This is a genomic window from Actinocrispum sp. NPDC049592 (assembly GCF_040675465.1).
Classification (GTDB): domain Bacteria; phylum Actinomycetota; class Actinomycetes; order Mycobacteriales; family Pseudonocardiaceae; genus Kibdelosporangium.
Window position 1 is genome coordinate 440,994 of sequence record NZ_JBFAPA010000001.1, and the last position, 19,163, is coordinate 460,156.

Genomic DNA, 19,163 nt, shown 5'->3' on the forward strand with positions numbered 1-19,163 from the left:
CACCACTTCGTCTCAGCCGCCGGACACCGTTGCCAGTCACGATACGATTGGTCTAGACCTAAGGAGGGACGATGAACGACGACGCGCCCGGCCGCCACATGCGTGCCGAGATCGCAGCGCAGCCCGAGGTGTTCGCCGCCGTCACCGCACGCCAGGCCGAAATCGCGCAGGTCGGCGCCGTGCTGGCGGACCGCGCACCCCGGTTCGTGCTGCTGGCGGCACGGGGTTCCAGCGACCACGCGGCCCTGTACGCCAAGTACCTCATCGAAGTCCTGCTGGAGCTGCCCGCGGGTCTGGTGTCCGCATCGACGACGACGCTGTACGGCGCGAAGCCGGATCTGTCCGATGTGCTGTATCTGGCGGTGAGCCAGAGCGGCGGGTCACCGGACCTGATCGAGGCGACCCGCCACGCCAGGTGGCAGGGCGCGCTGACCGTGGCGGTGACCAACAACCCCGGTTCACCGCTGAACGAAGCCGCCGAGTTGTCGGTGAACATCGGCGCGGGCACCGAGTTGGCCGTGGCGGCGACCAAGACCTACTCGGCCACGTTGCTGACGCTGTACCTGCTGATCGACTCCGTCCGGGGTGGACACGGGGAGTCGGTAAAGGATCTTGCCGAACTCGCCGCCACGGCGCTGTCCGCTGCCTCGGACCCGGTCGCCGAAGCGGTCGCGCGGTACCGCTATGTGGAACGCATGGTGACCACCGGCCGCGGCTACTCCTCAGCGACCGCAGCCGAAGGAGCCCTCAAACTCGCGGAGACCACATATCTGTCGGCGCGTGCCTACAGCGGCGCGGACCTCCTGCACGGCCCCGTGGCGGCGATCGACGCGGACACCGGCGTCGTGGCGATCACCAGCGCGGGCAAGGGCGGGGAGGCGATGCGTGACGTGGTGAACACCGTGCGGCAGCGGGGCGCGGACGTGCTCGCGGTGGGTTCGGCCGCGGCGGACATGCCGGCGAGCTCCCGCATCGTCCTGCCCGAGACGGCGGAGGAAGTCGCGCCGATCCTCGAAGTCCTGCCCCTCCAAAGCCTGGCGCTGGGCCTGTCCCTCGCCCGAGGCGGCGACCCGGACAACCCCCGAGGCCTCTCCAAAGTAACCAAAACCCTCTGAACCACTGATCCCGGTGAGCCCCCGTCGAAGCGCGACGGGGGCTCACCCGCATCTGCCCCGCCCGCCCACCCACGCGCCAGACCAGGTTCGCCCCTTACCTCGTCACCCAACCCAGCAGGGTTCGGTCCTGGTCAGGTTCGGCGGTCCACCTCAGCCTCAATCTGGTCCCTCTCGCCCGGTCACCAAGGTCGAACCGGCTCCCAATCGCAGCGACGGTTCGGCTCCTGCACGCCGGCGAGGCCGCCTCCTCCAGCGATGGGCCGCACTCGTCGGGCTGGGTGGTGCGGCCGGCCCACTGGCCAATTCCGCCCGGTGAAGTCCGGCCCAGCGAGCCCCCCGCTCCGGCCAGCGAAGGTCAGCCGCAGGAGCTGGCCATCGCCCTACCAGCCGTCGCGAGGTTCAGCTGTCCCCTCAGCGAATCCCGCCTATCTCCAGCAAGTTCGGCCCAGTCATGAAGGCTTTGACCATCCCCACGAGCCCAACAACATCCGGCCACCACCCCAGCGAACTTCAGCCGCCCACCAAGCCCGGCAGCCTTCACCCTCGCCCATCCACCACCAGCAAGGTCCGGCCACCCATCCCAACAGATCCCACCCTCCCAGCCAGCTCAGCCACCCACCCAACTCCTCAACGTCCACCCTCACCCCACCCAACAGCAAGATCCGGCCACCCACCCCAACAGATCCCACCCTCCCAGCCAGCTCAGCCACCCACCCAACTCCTCAACGTCCACCCTCACCCCACCCAACAGCAAGATCCGGCCACCCACCCCAACAGATCCCACCCTCCCAGCCAGCTCAACCACCCACCCATCCCTGAAGCACTCACCCTCGCCCACCCACGCCCGGCAACCCACCCCAGCAGATCCGCCCTCCCGGCTAAGTTCCAGCCGCCCGCCAAGCCCAACGCGTTGGCCAGCGCTCCAACGATGGACTCACCCACCGGCCCAGCCCAACCCATCCCACCTCGATCAGCCGTCGCCACCCACCCAGGTGATCCCCGCGCGAACGGCCCACTCGCACGACAAAACCCCTGATCACCACCCCCACCCTCGATAGACTGGCATCGGGGTCGGCCCCCTGGGAGGGTGGGGCTATGCGAGGGGTTGCAGCATCGGCTGACGGTGGGCCGTGATGGTGGGGACAGCGATCATGGTGGAGCCGCATCCTGTCCCAGTCGTGAACCGGGGCGGGATGGTCTAGGCCGGCTGTAGGTCGAGGCGGCGGGTCAGATGCGCGAAGCGTCGAAGGGGCGGGCTCAGATGGGTTGGCCTGCGGCTTCGCGTTGTGGCGGCAGCGGGGTGTCCGGTTCGGCGGTGGCCTTGTCGTAGACGAGGTTGCCTTCGACCCACACCTTGCTTGGGTGCAGAGTTTCGTCCCACAGCACGAGGTCTGCGAGGGCGCCGACTTCGAGGCGGCCCACCGTCGGCTCGCCGATGGTGTCGGCGGGGATGATCGTCGCCGAGCGGAACGCGGTCACGGGGTCGACGCCGATCGAGATGATGTTGCGGATCGCGCGGTCGAGGGTGAGGGCCGAGCCGGCGATGGTGCCTTCGGCGGAACGCGGGACGCCGTCGTCGGACAGCAGCACGTCCGCGCCGCCCAACCGGTACACGCCCGGGGGCATGCCTGCCGCGGCAACGGCATCGGTGACCAGCGCGACCCGGTCCCCCGCCGCCTTGAAGACCAGCCGGCAGGCGTCCGCGCCGACGTGCGCGAGGTCCGCGATGAGGCCCAACGTGTAGCGCTCGTCGACCAGTGCCACGCCGGGAACGCCCGGTTCGCGGTGGCCCAGACCACGCTGGGCGTTGAACAGGTGGGTGATCATGCCCGCGCCCGCGTCGGCGGCCGCGGTGGTCTGAACCCCGGTGGCGTCGGTGTGACCGACCGCGACGAGGACGCCCGCTTCGGTGAGACGGCGCACGGCTTCCAACCCGCCCGGGAGTTCCGGCGCGAGGGTCACCATGCGCAGTGCCTGGTGCAGTTCGAGTACCGCGTCGATCCGTTCGGGGGTCGGCGCGACCATCAGTGCGGGGTCGTGCACGCCCGGCCGTTTGGTCGACAGGAATGGGCCTTCCAGGTGCACGCCAAGGGATCGCGCGCCGGAACCGTTCACTGTGGACACTGCGGCGAGGACGACCCGCGCCTGGTCGAGCAGCTGCCCGAGGTCCGCCGTGATGAGGGTGGGCAGGAACCGGGTGACGCCGGTCCGGGGCAAGCCGGTGACGATGCGGCGCATGCCCTCGTCGTCGATCTCGGCGAAGTCGGCGCCGAACGCGCCGTTCACCTGGATGTCGACCAGACCGGGGGTGAGCAGGCCACTTGGGGCGTCGGCGGTCGCCCCCTCGGCGACCTCGGCGATCCGGCCATCCTCGATGCGAACAGACACAGGGCCGGTGATGCCGCGACCGATCAAGGCCTTCTCCGCGGCGAGGACAGTGCTCAAACTTCCCCTCCAATTGGTCCAGACCAGTGCTAGCGTATCGGCGAACAGTCCGTCGAGTCTAGTTACTTTTCAACCAGATTCCGAGTCACGATGTGAGAAACCCGCTTCGCCGAGGGGGTGAGGCGAAGCGGGCGACGCGCATACTACTCCGAATGGAGCAGCAGTGAGCTACGTGGTCGGCGTGGACGCGGGCGGCACCGGAACCCGGGCACTGGCCGTCGATCTGGACGGGTTCCGGCTGGGCCGGGGCGCGTCCGGTGGCGCGAACCCCAACTCGCACCCCTTCGAAGTGGCCGCGGCCCGCATCGCCGAGGCGATCACCGAGGCCATCCGCGACCTGGACCCGGCGGGCTGCCAGGCGTGCGTGGTGGGCATGGCCGGTTCGTCGAAGCTCACCGACCCCGAAGTGGCCGCTGTGTTCCATGACACATGGGCGAAGATCGGCCTCGGCTGCACGCCACGCGTGATCACCGACCAGGAGGCCGCGTTCGCGTCGATGACCAGCGAACCCGCCGGCACGATCCTGGTCGCGGGCACCGGCTCGATCGCGTCGCGGATCGAGAACTGGAAGGCGGCCAAGGTCGTCGGCGGCACGGGCTGGCTGCTGGGCGACGAGGGTTCCGCGTACTGGATGGGCCGCGAGGCCGTGCGCGCGGTGCTCAAACTGCTGGAGACACACGTTCCGGACGGTCCGCTCGCGCAGGCCGTGCTCGCCGAGGCGCTGGGGACGTTCACCGAGGACCGGGAGACGTTGCGGGCGCGGTTGATCACCGCCGCCAACGCCGAGCAGCCGATCCGGCTCGCCCGGTTCGCGCCGCTGGTCAGCGCCGCGTTCGAGGTGGACGACCCGGTCGCGGTCGACATCGTCTACCGCACGGTCGACGTGCTGGTGGAGATGATCGAGGCGACCCGGTCAGCCGAGGAGCGCACCCCGGTCGTCCTGATCGGCAGCGTGGCCGGACCGGACAGCCCGGTCGGAGTCCTTCTGCGGCAACGACTTGAGGGCTTGCCGATTCACTTCTCCACCGAGGGCGCGACCGGCGCGGTCTGGCTGGCCGCGGTGGACGTGCTCGGCCCGTCGGCGCCGAGGCCGTCCGAGCTCGTGCGCGGGTGACGCAGACCCGGATGGTCCTTGGGCAGTGACCGGAAGAGCGCCACACCGCTGACCGCGACCGTAGCCGCCACCAGCGGCCACGAAAGCACCACCGTGACCACGCCCAGCGCGACGACTTCCCCTGCCCACCAAAGCAATCCCCACACCACGACGCGCAACGTGTACTGCAGCAGCACCCACACCCAGCTCGCCCGGCTGTAGGCGCGGACGAGGTCGGGATCCTTGCGCCACTTGGTTTTCTGGCCGATGACGAACCCGACGACCACGCCGAGCAGCGGCCAGCGCACCACGATGCTCGCCGCCCACAGCAACGCGCTGGCGCCGTTGGACATCAGCCGGATGAGGAAGAAGTCCTGCGCTCTTCCGGTGTGCAGGGCGATCAGCGCGGCCGCCGACACCCCGGCGACGCTCACCACGAGCGCGGTGATCTTGCCGCCCCGGATGACCCGGAACACGCCCAGTAGCGCGCTCACCACCACAGCCGCGGCCGCGCCGATCCCGATCGACTGGTTCGCCGCCAGCCAGCCCGCCACGAAGGCCAGCGGCGGGATGCTCGCGTCCACCGCTCCCCTCCGCCCGCCGAGAACCTCGGCGAGCGACTCCCGCTTCGTCACCCCTCCAGCCTGCCTGATCGAAGTGAGCTTAGGCAGGCCTAACGGCGTAGAGCTTGCAGGAGTTCTTCGGACAAACGGTGCGCAATGCGCGAACCGTCGGCGGGAGTGAGCGTCAGCCACTCCTCTCCGTCACCGGACCGGCGCACGATGTTCATGAACCGGCCGGCGTCGGTGTCGAACCAGCTGATCCCCGGCTGCCGCCGCGGACGGCCTTGTGGATCACGCACAGTGACCCCAAATTCGCCCGCTCGTGTGATGGGCCGCTGCATGATCGTCTGGATGCGTTGCAGCTTCAGCTTGTCCTCGGGGTCGGGGCGGCGGTGCGCGCCCGGGTTGAGCTCGCTGACCGGCATGCTCACCGGGACGCCGGGCCCGGGGCGGACCGCGGGCAGCACACCGACGATTTCCGCGGCCAGCGCGGTCTCGCGGATCGGCAGCAGGGCGAGCTTGAGGTCCTGCTGGACGACCTTGAGCGCCTGCCGGCCGGTCGCGACCACCATCGCCTTCAGCGGGGTGCCGTTCATGTCGAGCATGGCGACCGCGTCGATGCTGACCGCGGGACGGGCCAGCAGGTGCAGCATGTCCTCCAGCTCGGGTTCGGCGCGGCGGTTGCGGACCAGGCCGCGGCGTTCCAGGTCGGTGTAGACCGCGGCCTTGATCCGGCCACGTTCCTCCAGCGTCTCGCCGTGCGAGGGGATCTCCAGCGGGAACGGCACGCTGCCGAGCCGCAGGTCCTCCCAGAGGGTGTCCACCGCGGGCAGGGACAGCTCCGAGATCATCCGCCGATCACCGGCGGCGCGGTCAGCTGGTCGGTGCCGAACATCGCATCCGGGTCGGGCTCAACGAGGTACGAGGGCCGCTGGTGCTCCCCATCCTCACCGCCCTCCCCCTTGTGCCCACCAGCCCCACCAGCGCCCATCCCACCGCGACCACCGGCGCCGCCCATCGCCCCGCCACGGCCCATCCCACCAGCACCGGGACCACCGGCCCCAGAGCCGGCGCCCTGACCCGTCGGCCCGAAAGACCCAGGCTTCGCCCCAGTCCCGGTCCCACTCCCAGCGCCACCGCCCCCAGGCCCGAACCCACCCGGGCCATAAGGCCCACCAAAGGGCCCACCACCCCCATAAGGACCACCGCCACCAGTAGGTCCATTGGTAGGCGTCTGCGTGAAGTTGTTGTTGGTATTCGGCGGAAGATCCGCAGGCGGCAAATACCCGGACGTGCCCGTCGAGCCATTCCCCGACTGGCCGGGGGTGGCCGGATTGAAACCAGGTCCCGGCCCCGGGGTGGGACCATTTCCAGGACCCCGCCCGGGCCCATTCCCCGGACCATTCCCAGGATGGAAACCAGGACCCGGATTCCCCGGATTCCCAGGGACGGGCTGATTCGACCCACTGTGCCCCGACGACCCCGGGAACTGCTGTTCCCCAGACCCAGGCTGCTTCCCGTCATCCCCGCTCAACGTGGGCGGAGCTTCGAAAGGCGGAATGGACGCAGCCGCCAACGCCAGCTGCTCGTCCCGCTTAGCCACAACCGACGCCGCTTGTTGCTGGGCCTCTTTCGACGCCTCCGCCTGTTTGTGCATCGAATACGGCAACATGGCAATCTTGATCGGATTCCCGCTGGTCGCCGCATCCTTGATCATCTGCCCCGGGTCGTAGTTCACAACCTCCGGCATCGACGACTTGGCCGTCCCGACAGCCTCAGCCTGCTGCTCGAACGCCTGGCTGGCCGTTTGGTAGCCCTGGCCGGTAGTTTGGCTCCACTCAGCGACTTTTTGCAGCTGAGCCCGCATCGCGTTGGCCGCCTGCCCAGTCCACCCGGACTCCGAGCCGTACACCGCGATCATGAGCCCCTCAGCCGCTTCCTTCAGCGAGTTGCCCATTTTCTTCCAGGTGTCACTGTAGTCAGTGGCATCCGCCGGAACTCCGGCGTCTGTCCATGCCTTCAGTTCACTGTGCGGTTTTCCGGCGTAGTGCGTGTCCGGTTTAGGAATATCTCGATCGCCAGTCATGTCGCCCCCCTTAAGGCAACTTCGCGTCGATGACTTTGATGACCTGGTTAACCGTGGGGCACGCTGTGTCGTCAGGTTTTCCGCTACGCGAGGTGCCAACGGCGAGTACCGAGGTCTGATCCGGCAGTTCCAGTGCGACCGCACACCCACCGGCTGGAATTCCCGGTTGTGACTTGGCGGCCACTTTCGCGGCCTTGTGTTTGGTGCCGATGTCGACACTGGTGCCGCCCATACTCGAAATCGTCTTGGGCAGGACCCCGATCAGCATGGCGATGTCTGCATTGGTCCCGTGCAGCAGGCAGAACGACGTTTTCGAGTCGACCTTGTGCGGCTCCAGGCTGTCCCATCCCAAGGTGGCGGCATCACTCTTGGGCAGGAGCGCGCATGGATCGGACACGGCTGGGGATCCGGTGGAAGGATTCGTGGTGCTCGACGAAGACGTGGGCGGCTTGCCGGCCGTGTCACCCGAGCTGGCCTGTGGTGACCCGGGCGTCGTCTGTGAGCACGCCGTGAGAACGGCGGCCAGGGCGCATGCGCCAGCGACGATGGTCGACCTGGTTCGCTTCACAGTCCGTCCCCCGCGGAGTTGATCTGCTGGCTGTTGGCGCCGTCGGTAGCGGTGTACCGGCCGAGGCTCTTGGACACAGCCGTCTTGAGCTGCTCCAGCTCCTGCGCGAACTTCTTCAGGTTGGTGGCGATCTCGTCCTTCGTCACCTGCGTGTTGAACGCGGCGATGTCGGTCGCGTACCCACCACCGAGCTGCAGGTTGCTGGTCCCCGCGAACGTCCCCACCAGCTGCATGTCGGCGATGCGGTTCTGCACCTCGCTCAGCTGTTTGAGGATGGCCTGGGCCGTGTCCGGATTGACCGCCAGCTGGCCGGCTTCGGCGGCCGCGACCAGGCCGTCGACAGTGGAGATCACGTTGCCGAACCAGCCACCACCGGAGTTGGGGTCCTGGTGTTGTTGTTTCCACTGGCGCATCTGCTCTTGTGCTCGCTGGGCAGCCGGGTCGAGTGGCTGCTGCTGCGGCGCACCGTCTGGCATCGGTGTCCCCCGGATAGGCGATCGCGTTCCAACTTCGCATCGTAACTGGGATGTGCGGACGGCGTGATTGGTTCCGGGAAGGCTCTGGAGTCGTGATGGGACGGTGACAATAACAGTGTGTAACCCGGGCCACTGGTGGCGAACCTTCGGTGGCGTAACCAGCGGGTCGTTAGGCATCCTGGGTTGTTGGTTGGGGGTGGCAACGATTTTGGCGGGAGGGATGTCGTGGGCTGGGGCAGCTGGGTGGCCATTGGGGACAGCTTCACCGAAGGGTTGAGCGATCCCGGCCAGGATGGGGGATATCGGGGGTGGGCCGACCGGTTGGCCGAACTGATGGCCAGTCGCGACCCGGACTTCCGGTACGCGAACCTGGCCATCCGCGGGAAGATGATGGACGAGATCGTCGCCGAGCAGGTGCCGCAGGCGATCGCCGCGGCGCCGGACCTGGTGACGATCTGCGCCGGTGGCAACGACCTGATCGTGCCCGGCAGCGACGTGGACGAGCTGGCGGCCAAGATGGACCAGGCCATTGTGGAGCTTCAGCGGGCGGGCAGCGAGGTGCTGCTGTTCGCCGGCCCGGACCCCAAGGCGATGCCGATGGTGCGCCGGGTTCGCGCCAAAGTGGCCATCTACAACGAGCACCTGCACGCGATCGCGGACCGGCACGCCGCGCGCATCGTGGACCTGTGGGCGATGCACGTTCTCGGTGACGCACGGGCGTGGAGCGACGACCGGCTGCACTTCTCACCGGAGGGTCACCGCCGGATCGCGCTGCGCACAGCGGAAGTGCTCGACATCCCGATCGACCAGGACTGGCGCGAGCCGTGGCCGGAGATCAATGGCGAGACCAACTGGCTGAGCCTGCGCAAGGCCGATCTGCTGTGGACGAAGACCCACCTGGTGCCGTGGATCCGGCGTCACCTGCGCGGAGAGTCCATGGGGGACGGCATCTCCGCCAAGCGCCCGGAGCTGCGTCCGTTGGGGGACATGCTGAAGGACTGAGGGGTTCAAGCACTGGCGCCGGCCGGCACTCCCCCTCGGCGTGCCGGCCGGCGCGGGATGCCCGCCGTCCCCGTGCGGTCACCCCGGCGCTTCGCCTCCCCGGCCCGCGCCGCGGGTAGCCTGCCAGTTCGGCCGGACCGGTCACTAACAGTGCGCTAAACGCTCTTGCCGACTTCGTCGATCAAAACCCGCACCTGGTCCGCGCGAGTGGATCTGACCTGCGTGTACAGCTCCAGAGCGCGTTCCCATTGTTGGAGCGCGGCAAAGTTCGCGTTACGCGAACGATGCACACGGCCGAGGATCTCCCGGCCGAACGCCTCGGACAGCACGAGTCCAGACCTGACGGAAAGCTCGATCGCCTCGCGCGCCCGGGCTTCGGCCTCGTCGGCCAGTCCGAGGTCCGCGTACAGCTCGGCGAGGTTGCCGACGGCCAGCGCGGCAAAGCCCGTCTCGCCCACTTCCTGGTACAGCGCAACAGCTCTGCGTTGCGGCTCGACCGCGTCCCGCGACCGGCCAAGCTCCCGCAACACCTGCGCGACGTTGTTGCGGACATGCGCCTCGATCGCCGGATGCGCGTCCAGCGACAACGCTTTCTCATACTCGCCAAGCGCTTCCTCGAACCGCTTCTGTCCGAAGTAGGCACTCGCGAGCGCGTCATGCCCGACCGCGGCGAGGCGCGTGTCGCCCAGTTCGGCGGCGATCTCCAGCACCCGCTCGGCGTCCTCGGCGGTCTCCCCGGCGCGCCCGAACCGCGCGTACACCGCGCATCGGCTCTGCAGCATCCACGCCTCGCCGACCGTCTCACCGGCGGCAACGGCTCCTTGAAGTCCTCTTTGGACAATTGAGATCCAGTCGTCCCATGTGGATCGGACAGCCCGGAAGTCGTGCGCCATCCGCGCAAGCCGCCAGTCGCCGGTCTCCTCGACGAGGGCGACGATGTTCGGCCACTCCTCCTCGAACCACGCCAGCGCGTCCACTTCCACCGCGTCATCGGCGAACGACAGCGCATCCACGACCGGCCGCAGCTGTCGGCGCGCAGAATCGGCTACCCGCAAGTAATACGTGACGAGCCGGTCGAGCGCGGCCGCACGTTCCTCGCCGCGCAATGCGGATTCCCTGGCGTGTAAGCGAACCAGGTCGTGCATCACGAAGACATCGCGCCGTGTCTCGGTCACCAGGAACGCGTCCGCCAGTACCCGCAGGCTCCGCCGGGCATCGGCCAGATCACCAGGCGGCGACCGTAAAGCGGCCAGCACCGACGCCCCCAGCCACGGCCCGGGTATCACGCCGAGTAACCGGAACGTCGCCGCGGCGGACTCACCGAGCCGCCGGTAGGTGACGTCCAAAGCGGCCCGCACGCTCAGGTTCGACCGTTCGATGTCCAGCGCCGACAACCGGGTCCGCTCGTCCGCGAGTTCCGCGATCAGCTCGTCGGCGAGCCAATCCTGCCGCGCTGCGAGCCGTGCGCCGACAATGCGCAACGCCAGCGGTAGGCACCCGCACAGCATCGCGAGCCGTTCCAGCCGCTCACGGTCGATCCGCCCCGGCCCGGCCATCGCGTCGATGATCCGCACCGCCGCCGAAACCGCCAGCATGTCCAGCTCCAGCAGCCGCGCCCCGCTGCGCGCGACCATGCCCTCCAGCCGGACCCGGCTCGTGATCAGCACGAACGCCCGCGATCCGCCCGGCAGCAGCAGCCGCACCTGCTCGGAGTCGCGCGCGTCGTCGAGCATCACGAGCACCCGCCGGTGCGCTAGCAGCGACCGGTACAGCGCCGCCCGGTCGTCGCGGTCGACCGGCACCTCACCGGGCGGAACGCCGAGGGTGAGCAGGAACTGCGTGAGCACCTCGCCCGGGTCCAGCGGCGCGTGCTGCGGGTGGAACCCGCGCAGCCCGGCGAAGAGCTGGCCGTCCGGGAACTGCGCCGCGACCCGGCGGCCCCACAGCGTGGCCAGCGCGGTCTTGCCGATCCCGGCCGGTCCGGAGATCACCGCGACCGGCGTCGCCTCGCCGACGTCCTCCGCGAGCAACCCGTCCAGCCAGGCCAGTTCCCGTTCCCGGCCGTCGAACCCGCCCGGCGCGGGCGGGAGCTGGGCCGGGGTCAGCACGCCGACCTTGGGCGGCACAACGGGAACGGACGCGGGCACCAGCAACGTCGAGTCGTCCTGCAGCACGCGCTCGTGCAGCTCACGCAGGGCCGGACCGGCGTCGATGCCGAGGTCCTCGGCCGCGCGGCGGGCAAACCGTTGGTACGCCTCAAGAGCGTCCGCGCGCCTGCCGGTCCGGTACAGCGCGAGCACGTAGTGCGCGATCATCTGCTCGCGGAACGGGTACGCCTCGGCGTACGTCGACAGCTCGCCGATCAGCTCCGCGTGCCGGCCGAGTTCGAGGTCGGCCTCGATGCGCGCCTCCAGCACCGCGAACCGCAGGTCCTCCAGCTCCGGCGCGCTGATCCGGTGCGACACGTCGGCGAGCACCGGCCCGCGCCACAACGACAACGCCTCGCGCAGCATCTCCGCGCGCCGCACCGGGTGTTCGTGGCGCGAGCGGGTCAGCAGCGAGGTCGCGCGGCTGACGTCGATCAGGCCTTCGTCGACCGTCAGCTGGTAGCCCGGCAGCCGCGTGTCGATCCACACCGAGCCGCTGGGGTCTACTAACCGTAACTGCCTGCGCAAACGCGACACGTAGTTCTGCACGATGGTCCGCGCGGTCAGCGGCGGGTCCTCGCCCCAAAGCCCGTCGAGGATGTCCTCGACCGGCACGACTTCGTTGGGGCGTAACAAAAGCATGGCCAGCAGGCCGCGTACGCCGGGGCCACCGAGCGGCACCGGTTCACCGTTGACCACTGCCTGGACCGGTCCGAGCACCCCGAACCGGATGACGGCAGGGTCGTCCTCATCAGTCTCCCCCGACACTTCGTTCCTCCCCCGTCCCCTACTGCTAGTGACCAAGGTAAGACGAACAAGGGGGTGCAAGTAAAGGATTACCGCGTAATCGGCCAGTTGGCCCAATGTGAAAGTGCCCCTGCCAGCCGGTCCCGATCCGGTTGGCAGGGGCGAAACCTCACACGGCCCTGGCTCCGCGTCCGCAGGCCCCACCCCGAGTGGAAGACCTGGGGAGCAGTGACCACATCCCGGCTGGGCGAGATCAACGCATGGTAAAGGTAACAGACAGCGTGTGATCCACTACAACCGGGTCAGCCCGCTTCGCGGGACCCGCGCCAAAGGTCCAAACCGGACTCAACGGCATATTTGTCTATTTCGGCCAGTTCATCGTCGGTCAGCCTGGGTGCGTCCAGCGCGGCCAGGTTCTGCTCGAGCTGGGCGACCGAGCTGACGCCGATCAGCGCGGACGTGATCCGCTCGTCGCGCAGCGCCCAGGTCAGCGCGAGCTGCGCGAGGCTCTGGCCGCGGCGCTGGGCGATCTCGTTCAGGCCCCGCACGCGGGCCAGGTTGCTCTCCGACAGGTGGTCCTGTTCGAGCGAACCATGTTGTGCCGCACGGGAATCCTCGGGGATGCCGTTGAGGTACTTGTCGGTGAGCAGGCCCTGGGCGAGCGGCGAGAACGCGATGCAGCCGGCGCCGAGGTCCTCGAGCGTGTCGAGCAGCTCGGGCTCGATCCACCGGTTGAGCATCGAGTACGACGGCTGGTGGATGAGCAGCGGCACCCCGGCGTCCTTGAGGATCGCCGCGGCCTCCCGGGTCTTCTCCGGCGAGTAGCTGGAAATCCCTACATAGAGGGCTTTTCCGGAGTGGACGGCGCTGACCAGGGCGCCCATCGTCTCCTCGAGCGGGGTGTCCGGGTCGAACCGGTGCGAGTAGAAGATGTCGACGTAGTCCAGGCCCATCCGGGTGAGGGACTGGTCCAGCGAGGCCAGCAGGTACTTGCGGGAGCCGTGGTCGCCATACGGGCCGGGCCACATGTCGTAGCCGGCCTTGGTGGAGATGACCAGCTCGTCGCGGTAGGGGCGCAGGTCGTCGGCCATGATCCGGCCGAAGTTCTCCTCCGCCGAGCCGTAGGGCGGCCCGTAGTTGTTCGCGAGGTCGAAGTGGGTGACCCCCAGGTCGAACGCCCGCCGGGCGATCTGCCGGCCGACCTCGTAAGGCCGCGACCCACCGAAGTTCTGCCACAACCCCAACGAGATCAGCGGCAGCTTGAGACCACTGCGCCCACTCCGCCGGAATTCGGCCCTGTCATATCGCCGCTCATCGGCCAGATACACCACGACCCAACCCTAAGCCCCCAAACCCACCCAAGCCCGCCCCCAGCGATACAGAAACCAGATGACACCAATCCACCCCACCGATCACCCACCAAGACCACAATGGACACCCACCCGGACCGAGCAGGGACCACTGAACGGTGGCCGATGCGGCCTGCGGGAGGGACCGCCGGATCCGGGGAGGTTGGGGCGCGGCCGCGGGACCGATGCGGCCTGCGGGAGGGACCGCCGAATCGGGGCAGGTTGGGGGCACGGCTGCTGGATCGATGCCAGAACCAACGAGTGAGCCGGGCCAGAAGGAGCGCCCAGAAGGACGCCGCTCGACCGATCAGCCCACCCGGCGCCTCGCCCAGACCACCAGGGCTTAGCTCCCGGCCAAAAGATCCAACCGACGGCATCGGCCACCAGACCGCAGAGGCCACCTCAACCCAGTGCTGGAGGCGGCTGATGCGCGGACTGTGGGAGAAGCTGGGCAGGTTCAGAGGCACGACCAGCGGGACCAAGGCTGGGCTGGAAGCAGCATCCTGAGGGCGAGGCTTGCCGCTCGGCGAATGAGATTTTACGACCGCGCGGCGACGACTGCCTCGAACGATGCTGCGCCCAGCCCAGCGGGAGCCAACCCGCTCCGAAGCGGGGCGTCGACGCGGTGCGGCTTGGCCGATGAGACTCGATGGGATTGGCGACCGCGGAGCGGCGGCGACCCCAGACAGGCAGCTCGTGACGGCTGGCCCAGCAGTGGACCTGTTTGGCGAAGCGGCTCGGCCGCCGAGGCCCGGCAACTGCCTCGGGGGCGCCCACCATCGCCCCAGCCACAGCGGCAACCAGCCGCAGAGCGATGGTGGATGCGTGGCGCGGGCCGTGAATGACCGGCTTCCGGCGACCAAGCCCGTCCGAGCGAAGCGAGGACAAACTAAACACAGTCGGAGTGGCCGGGCGTTGGGGTCCAGGCCACTCCGAACTGCTATCCGCCGATGAAACCGCGGTGTACGGCTGCCCGGTGCCGCCCTCGGACGACAACTTCGGACACCTCTTCGGCACGGACAACGTATGGCCGCGCTTGGACACCGGCGGAGTCCCATCTTGGCACGACCGGCCGGCTGAACATGTCGGCCGTGTCGCCCAGGCCCGGCAGCCACAGCCACCCGTAGCCCTTGAACTCCTTCTCCCGCACGGCGAGCCGCCGGAACTGGTCGGCTCGCAGCGAGGTGTGGCCCGCCTCGACCACCGAGTGGTAGACCAGTTCGCTCACCATCACCGCGAGGTTGACCTGGGGCCACTGTTCGAGGACCCCGCGCAGTGGTTTGGAGTCCAGCAGCCTGCTGACCACCACCGCGTCGCGGCATGGGTAGCCGTTGGGGCCGTCCACCACGACGCCGTGGTGGACCGCCATCCGCAGGCGCATCCTGGCCCACGGCATGACTTCCTCGTTGTGCAGCCGCAGCTCGGACTCGAGTCTGCGGGTGAAACCGTCCACCACCAACGGTTCCGGCTCGTCGGCCGGCAGGACGCACAGTTCCGCGTCGCCGTGTTGCTGCCGGGCCCAGCGGCGCCGGTCGAGGCCCATGGACGCGGCCGAACGGTCGAGACATCTCAGCAGGGTTTCCTGCCATTTCTCCTGGCGCTGCTCCGGTGCGGAGCCATACCCACGGATATCGACTCCGACATACAACGATCGCCGGAAGCGCGAAGCTGACATGCACTAGGCCTTTCGTGTGTACGCATCCGAGGGAGGTTGGCGCTCTGCGTAACTATGCTCTAGTTCGTCCGGCTGAAAGCAGCATTGGTACGGGTTCGTAGGATTTGCGGTGAACAGTTTTCTACAGTACGACAGTTATGCTATTTCGGCCTGTCGGCGCAGCCGCTCCATGTCCAGTACGACGATGCCGCGGTAACGGCCACTCACCAGGCCGTCCTGCTGAAAGTTGCGGATGATCTTTTCCGCGGTGCTCAGTTTGATACCCGCGATCGACGCCAGCTCTTCGCGAGTCATCGGCACACCGAGGTCCCAACGGCTGCCGGTGCGTGTGCCATAGGACTCACACAAGTCGACGAGCACGCGTGCCACTCGCACACTCGCCGGACGGCCGTGTTCGATCCGGCGACGATCCGCCCAACGCAACCGTTCACTGAGCATGCTGGCCACTTCTATGGCCGCGTCCGGATGTCTGGCCAGAAAGTTGCGCAACTCCGCGCGGGTCATCCGCTTGTAGAAGATGTCGGTGCACGAGATCACCGTTGCCGAGCGCGGGCCGACATCCAGCGCGGCCATCTCGCCCAGCAGGTCACCGGCCACCCGGATGGCCAGCAGGGCGCGTTCCCCACCCGGGTCGGTGGCCTGCACTTTCACCGATCCGTGCAGCAACAACAGCGCACTGGAATCGAGTTCGCCCTGTTTGATGAGGGTCACGTTCGGCGGTTTGCTCTCCGAAACCCCGACCGCGAGGAATTCCTCCCTGGTCCGTTCGGACAGCCTGCCGAGCAGGCTCGCAGCCGGGAACGGCAAGGTGCCCGATGCCGCTCGTCTCGAATTGATCTTACCCACCTCGCCGGAATCCAAGGCCCCGATCTCAATACTCCTTCGAGCCGCCACCGGTCGATCGGCGCGTTTCCGCTAACCGTTAGCAATACTGACATACCGATAACAGCGGGCGGCCATCAGTGGGCCAGGTTCTCCACCAGCAGGACCTGAAGCTCGCCCACCGCGAACCCGAGCACCGCGCCGACCGTGATCAGAATCCATTCGTCCTGCTGGAACGCCGGACGGATCAGTTGCTCGAACTCTTCGGCGGTCAGCTCCTGCATCTTCTGGACCAGCGTGTTGCGGATATCCATCGCCTCTTCGGCGTAGTCCTCGATGAACGCGAGCGTCTCCGGCATCCGCCGCATCACCTTCTCGGCGACGCTGTGCCTGATCTCCTGATAGCGCCGACTGCCAACTGTTAATACCATCAACGGCCGCGCGATCCGGGTCTGCCGGTCCAGCGCGGTGGTCACCTGGCGCTCGACGACCGCGAACAACCGGTCGGCGAGCGGCCCGCGCAGCACCGCCTCCAGCACGTTGTGCGGGGTGATGATCTCCTTGGCGATCAGCTCGCCGTAGTCGGCCGCGACCTCCTTGCGGCGCTTGAGGAACAGTCCCTGCCAGCGGAACACCCCGAGGTAGCGCTTCGGCTCGCGCGGCTGGAAGATCATCTTCAGCGCCAGCCAGTCGGAGAACCAGCCGGTCAGGCCGCCGAAGATGGGCATCACCCATGGCGAGCGCAGGGTCGCCCACGCCACCATCTGCACCAGGCCGATGACGAACCCGAACACGATCCCCGAGCGGGCGATGAACTGGAACTCCCGCCGGCCGGCCTCCTGGAAGATCCGGTTGAGCAGTTCCTTGTCCCGCACCAGGTTCGTCACGACCATGCCCTTGAGGTCGAACACCGAGTCCACATCGGACTGGATGTTCGCCAGGATCGCCTTGACCACCTTGGGCGCCTCGGCCTGCACCCGCCGCACCACCAGGTCGCGCACCTGCGGGGGCAGGCTGTCCCACAGCCCCGGCTCGTACTCGTGCGCGATCTCCCTGGTGATCTCGTCGACCGCGGCCAGCAGCGGCCGCTCCAGCTCCTTGGCCACCCGCTCCGGGTCCAGCCTGCTGACCACCTCGCCCGCCGAGATCAGCCGGTCGGTCATGGTGTCGCAGGCGATCGCGGCCATCCGGGCGGCCTTGCGCGGCACGATGCCCTGCCAGCCGGGGAACGGCCTGATGCCGGTGTACTCGATCGGCCGGAACATCATCCGGATGGCGACGACCTTCGTGACGTACCCGATCAGCGCCGCGATCAGCGGCATGGACAGGTACACCGGCCAGTTGCGCTGGAAGTCCTCGAGGATCTCCGTCATCCCGGCCGTACCGCGTCCCAGAACTGGGTGCCCAAAGTGGACAGCCGGAGCGTGCGCCTGGCGAACCGCGGGCTGAGCTTGCCTGCCGAGCGCACCCCCTCCTCGGCCGCGCGCACCCGGTCGTCGGTCAGCAGGATGTCGTACTGCACCGACAGCGCCGGGTCCTCCGGGCCGATCTCGACCAGCCCCATGTGCTCCAGCCTGGTGACGTAGTTGGGCACCAGGTCGGGCAGGGTCACCCCGGCGGCCTTGCCCACCGCGGACGCGTTGCGCAGCACGATCCGCTGCGGCCCACCCAGGGCCGCACGGGCAGCGACGTGCACGAGCGCATACGGGGTGCCGTCCGAGAGCGCGGACAGGATCCGCGCCTCGTCCGGGAACAGCTGGCGGATGATCGCGGTGAAGATGTACTCCCGGCTGTGCTCACGGTCCATCTCGGTGGACAGCCGCAGCAGCTCGGCCATCTGCGTGCGCAACGGGTCGACCTGGCCGTCCAGCACCAGCGGCGCCGCTGGGGCGACGAGCCGGCCGCTGAGTGTGCCCTCCTCGTCGACCTCGTCGAGCTGGCGGCGCATCTGGTCCAGCACCGCCCGCTCGGCCTTGCGGAACTGCCGCTGCACGGCCTCGCCGCCGGGCAGCCGGGCCGCCGCCTGCCAGCTCGCGCGCGCCAGCCAGCCGGCGACCCGTCCGGCCTGTTCGACCACCCGGTCGACCCCGTCACGCTCCTGCGCCACAACGCCTCCCACCCGTCACAGGATCACAGGTGTATCACACGTCGTGGCCGTCCACGCTGGTCAACGGGTTGGGTTGAGGTTCTCCGGTGTCGTGCTCACCTCCGCTCGTGGCCCGCGAACACGCGCACGCTGATGGTGTCCAGGCGTCTTTCCACCACCGTGCCGGGCGGCCAGTACCGCGCCAGCTCGAGCAGCTCGTCCGCCTCGGACTCGGCGAGCCCGGGCGGCCAGCCCTGCTGCTCCAGGCTGGAGCGCAGCGCCTCGACGTAGTCGGCGTGGGTGAACCCGGGCAGGTCACGCACCATCGCCGTGGTGGTGCCCCGATGGGAGTTCAGCCCGCCGAACGACCGGCCGCAGCCACAGCGGCCGCCGTCCGGATCGGCCTGGTCGCTCGCGCAGACCAGGCCGATCCACACCAGCTCTCCCTCGACGCACCAGTTGAAATCCCCTTCCCGTTCCCCCTGTGTCCGCGCCGTCGCGACTAGCACCTTCATGTGGTTCTCCTCCCCGAAGCCGGGCTCACGGCAGCCACCCGGCTGGATCTTGTTTAGCACCCACCACCGACAGTTCCGGGCCGACGGCGTTCGTGGGCAGTACGGTCGGCTGATGGCGACCACCGTGGTGAACCTCAAGGGGCATCAGGGCGACCCTGACTACAGCGACGTCGTCTACGTCGGGCGTGCGATGCACCGGGGCGGCTGGCACCTGGACGGCTCTCCGTTCGCCAACCCGTTCCGCCCCGGCAAGGACGGCACGCGCGAGGAGGTCATGGCCCGCTACCGGGAGTGGCTCATGGGCCGGCCCGACCTGCTGGCCAAACTGCCGGAGCTACGGGGACACCGGCTGGGCTGCTGGTGCGTCCCGTTACCCTGTCACGCCGAGATCCTGGCCGAGCTGGCCGACAACCAGTAGCACTACGGCCACTGTGCGCTGTCCACAGAGCCTCCACTATGACGGTCGTCATAGTA

At 68.4% G+C, this 19,163-nt stretch carries 17 protein-coding genes; 4 read left to right on the forward strand and 13 right to left on the reverse strand.

The features are described 5' to 3' along the window. Positions 1 to 71: 71 nt before the first annotated feature. Positions 72 to 1,115: an SIS domain-containing protein gene (locus tag AB0J95_RS02070; RefSeq protein WP_364751037.1), complete on the forward strand. Its 1,044-nt coding sequence runs from the start codon at positions 72 to 74 to the stop codon at positions 1,113 to 1,115. 1,257 nt (positions 1,116 to 2,372) lie between these two features. Here AB0J95_RS02070 and nagA read toward each other — a convergent pair. After that, positions 2,373 to 3,560, reverse strand: coding sequence for an N-acetylglucosamine-6-phosphate deacetylase (gene nagA, locus AB0J95_RS02075; protein ID WP_364751040.1), 1,188 nt, complete (start codon positions 3,558 to 3,560; stop codon positions 2,373 to 2,375). A gap of 163 nt (positions 3,561 to 3,723) precedes the next feature. On the opposite strand from nagA, the gene AB0J95_RS02080 reads away from it, so the two are divergent. Continuing rightward, positions 3,724 to 4,674 (forward strand): BadF/BadG/BcrA/BcrD ATPase family protein, encoded by a 951-nt coding sequence (locus AB0J95_RS02080; protein ID WP_364751043.1) that lies wholly within the window; start codon positions 3,724 to 3,726, stop codon positions 4,672 to 4,674. Here the strand turns inward: AB0J95_RS02080 and AB0J95_RS02085 are convergent. The 5 genes from AB0J95_RS02085 to AB0J95_RS02105 form a co-directional block, all read right to left on the reverse strand. Next, the gene (locus tag AB0J95_RS02085; RefSeq protein WP_364751046.1) at positions 4,575 to 5,288 is read right to left on the reverse strand and encodes a DUF3159 domain-containing protein; all 714 of its coding nucleotides are present in this window, start codon (positions 5,286 to 5,288) and stop codon (positions 4,575 to 4,577) included. The two genes, AB0J95_RS02080 and AB0J95_RS02085, sit on opposite strands and share 100 nt — an antisense overlap. 38 nt (positions 5,289 to 5,326) lie before the next feature. After that, positions 5,327 to 6,067: an ESX secretion-associated protein EspG gene (locus tag AB0J95_RS02090; protein ID WP_364751049.1), complete on the reverse strand. Its 741-nt coding sequence runs from the start codon at positions 6,065 to 6,067 to the stop codon at positions 5,327 to 5,329. Further along, positions 6,064 to 6,252: a hypothetical protein gene (locus AB0J95_RS02095; RefSeq protein WP_364751051.1), complete on the reverse strand. Its 189-nt coding sequence runs from the start codon at positions 6,250 to 6,252 to the stop codon at positions 6,064 to 6,066. The genes AB0J95_RS02090 and AB0J95_RS02095 overlap by 4 nt, the downstream gene beginning before the upstream one ends. Positions 6,253 to 7,312: 1,060 nt before the next feature. Then, positions 7,313 to 7,870: a DUF3558 family protein gene (locus AB0J95_RS02100; RefSeq protein ID WP_364751054.1), complete on the reverse strand. Its 558-nt coding sequence runs from the start codon at positions 7,868 to 7,870 to the stop codon at positions 7,313 to 7,315. Continuing rightward, on the reverse strand, positions 7,867 to 8,346 hold the full coding sequence (locus AB0J95_RS02105; RefSeq protein WP_364751056.1) for a hypothetical protein: 480 nt from the start codon (positions 8,344 to 8,346) through the stop codon (positions 7,867 to 7,869). Before AB0J95_RS02105 ends, AB0J95_RS02100 begins: the two co-directional genes overlap by 4 nt. A 225-nt stretch (positions 8,347 to 8,571) precedes the next feature. Between AB0J95_RS02105 and AB0J95_RS02110 the strand changes: the two genes are divergently transcribed. Further along, entirely contained in the window at positions 8,572 to 9,348 is a 777-nt protein-coding gene (locus tag AB0J95_RS02110) for an SGNH/GDSL hydrolase family protein (RefSeq protein ID WP_364751058.1), read from the forward strand. 155 nt (positions 9,349 to 9,503) lie between these two features. On the opposite strand, the gene AB0J95_RS02115 is transcribed toward AB0J95_RS02110, so the two are convergent. The 7 genes from AB0J95_RS02115 to AB0J95_RS02145 form a co-directional block, all read right to left on the reverse strand. Continuing rightward, entirely contained in the window at positions 9,504 to 12,263 is a 2,760-nt protein-coding gene (locus tag AB0J95_RS02115; RefSeq protein WP_364751060.1) for a BTAD domain-containing putative transcriptional regulator, read from the reverse strand. A gap of 281 nt (positions 12,264 to 12,544) precedes the next feature. Beyond that, positions 12,545 to 13,573: an L-glyceraldehyde 3-phosphate reductase gene (gene mgrA / locus AB0J95_RS02120; protein WP_364751063.1), complete on the reverse strand. Its 1,029-nt coding sequence runs from the start codon at positions 13,571 to 13,573 to the stop codon at positions 12,545 to 12,547. Positions 13,574 to 14,531: 958 nt separating this feature from the next. Then, positions 14,532 to 15,266 carry a hypothetical protein gene (locus tag AB0J95_RS02125; protein ID WP_364751066.1) on the reverse strand — a complete coding sequence of 245 codons (735 nt, stop codon included), beginning with the start codon at positions 15,264 to 15,266 and terminating at the stop codon, positions 14,532 to 14,534. A gap of 135 nt (positions 15,267 to 15,401) precedes the next feature. Next, a complete protein-coding gene (locus tag AB0J95_RS02130) occupies positions 15,402 to 16,073 on the reverse strand; it encodes a Crp/Fnr family transcriptional regulator (RefSeq protein WP_364751069.1) in 672 nt (223 codons plus the stop codon). A gap of 152 nt (positions 16,074 to 16,225) precedes the next feature. Beyond that, complete coding sequence (locus AB0J95_RS02135; protein ID WP_364751072.1) at positions 16,226 to 17,461, reverse strand: DUF445 family protein; 1,236 nt, start codon at positions 17,459 to 17,461, stop codon at positions 16,226 to 16,228. Beyond that, positions 17,458 to 18,207 (reverse strand): Abi-alpha family protein, encoded by a 750-nt coding sequence (locus tag AB0J95_RS02140; RefSeq protein WP_364751074.1) that lies wholly within the window; start codon positions 18,205 to 18,207, stop codon positions 17,458 to 17,460. Before AB0J95_RS02140 ends, AB0J95_RS02135 begins: the two co-directional genes overlap by 4 nt. A gap of 83 nt (positions 18,208 to 18,290) precedes the next feature. Beyond that, positions 18,291 to 18,689, reverse strand: coding sequence for a hypothetical protein (locus AB0J95_RS02145; protein ID WP_364751077.1), 399 nt, complete (start codon positions 18,687 to 18,689; stop codon positions 18,291 to 18,293). A 112-nt stretch (positions 18,690 to 18,801) separates the two neighbouring features. On the opposite strand from AB0J95_RS02145, the gene AB0J95_RS02150 reads away from it, so the two are divergent. After that, positions 18,802 to 19,107, forward strand: coding sequence for a DUF4326 domain-containing protein (locus AB0J95_RS02150; protein ID WP_364751080.1), 306 nt, complete (start codon positions 18,802 to 18,804; stop codon positions 19,105 to 19,107). The last annotated feature ends 56 nt before the right edge of the window (positions 19,108 to 19,163 follow it).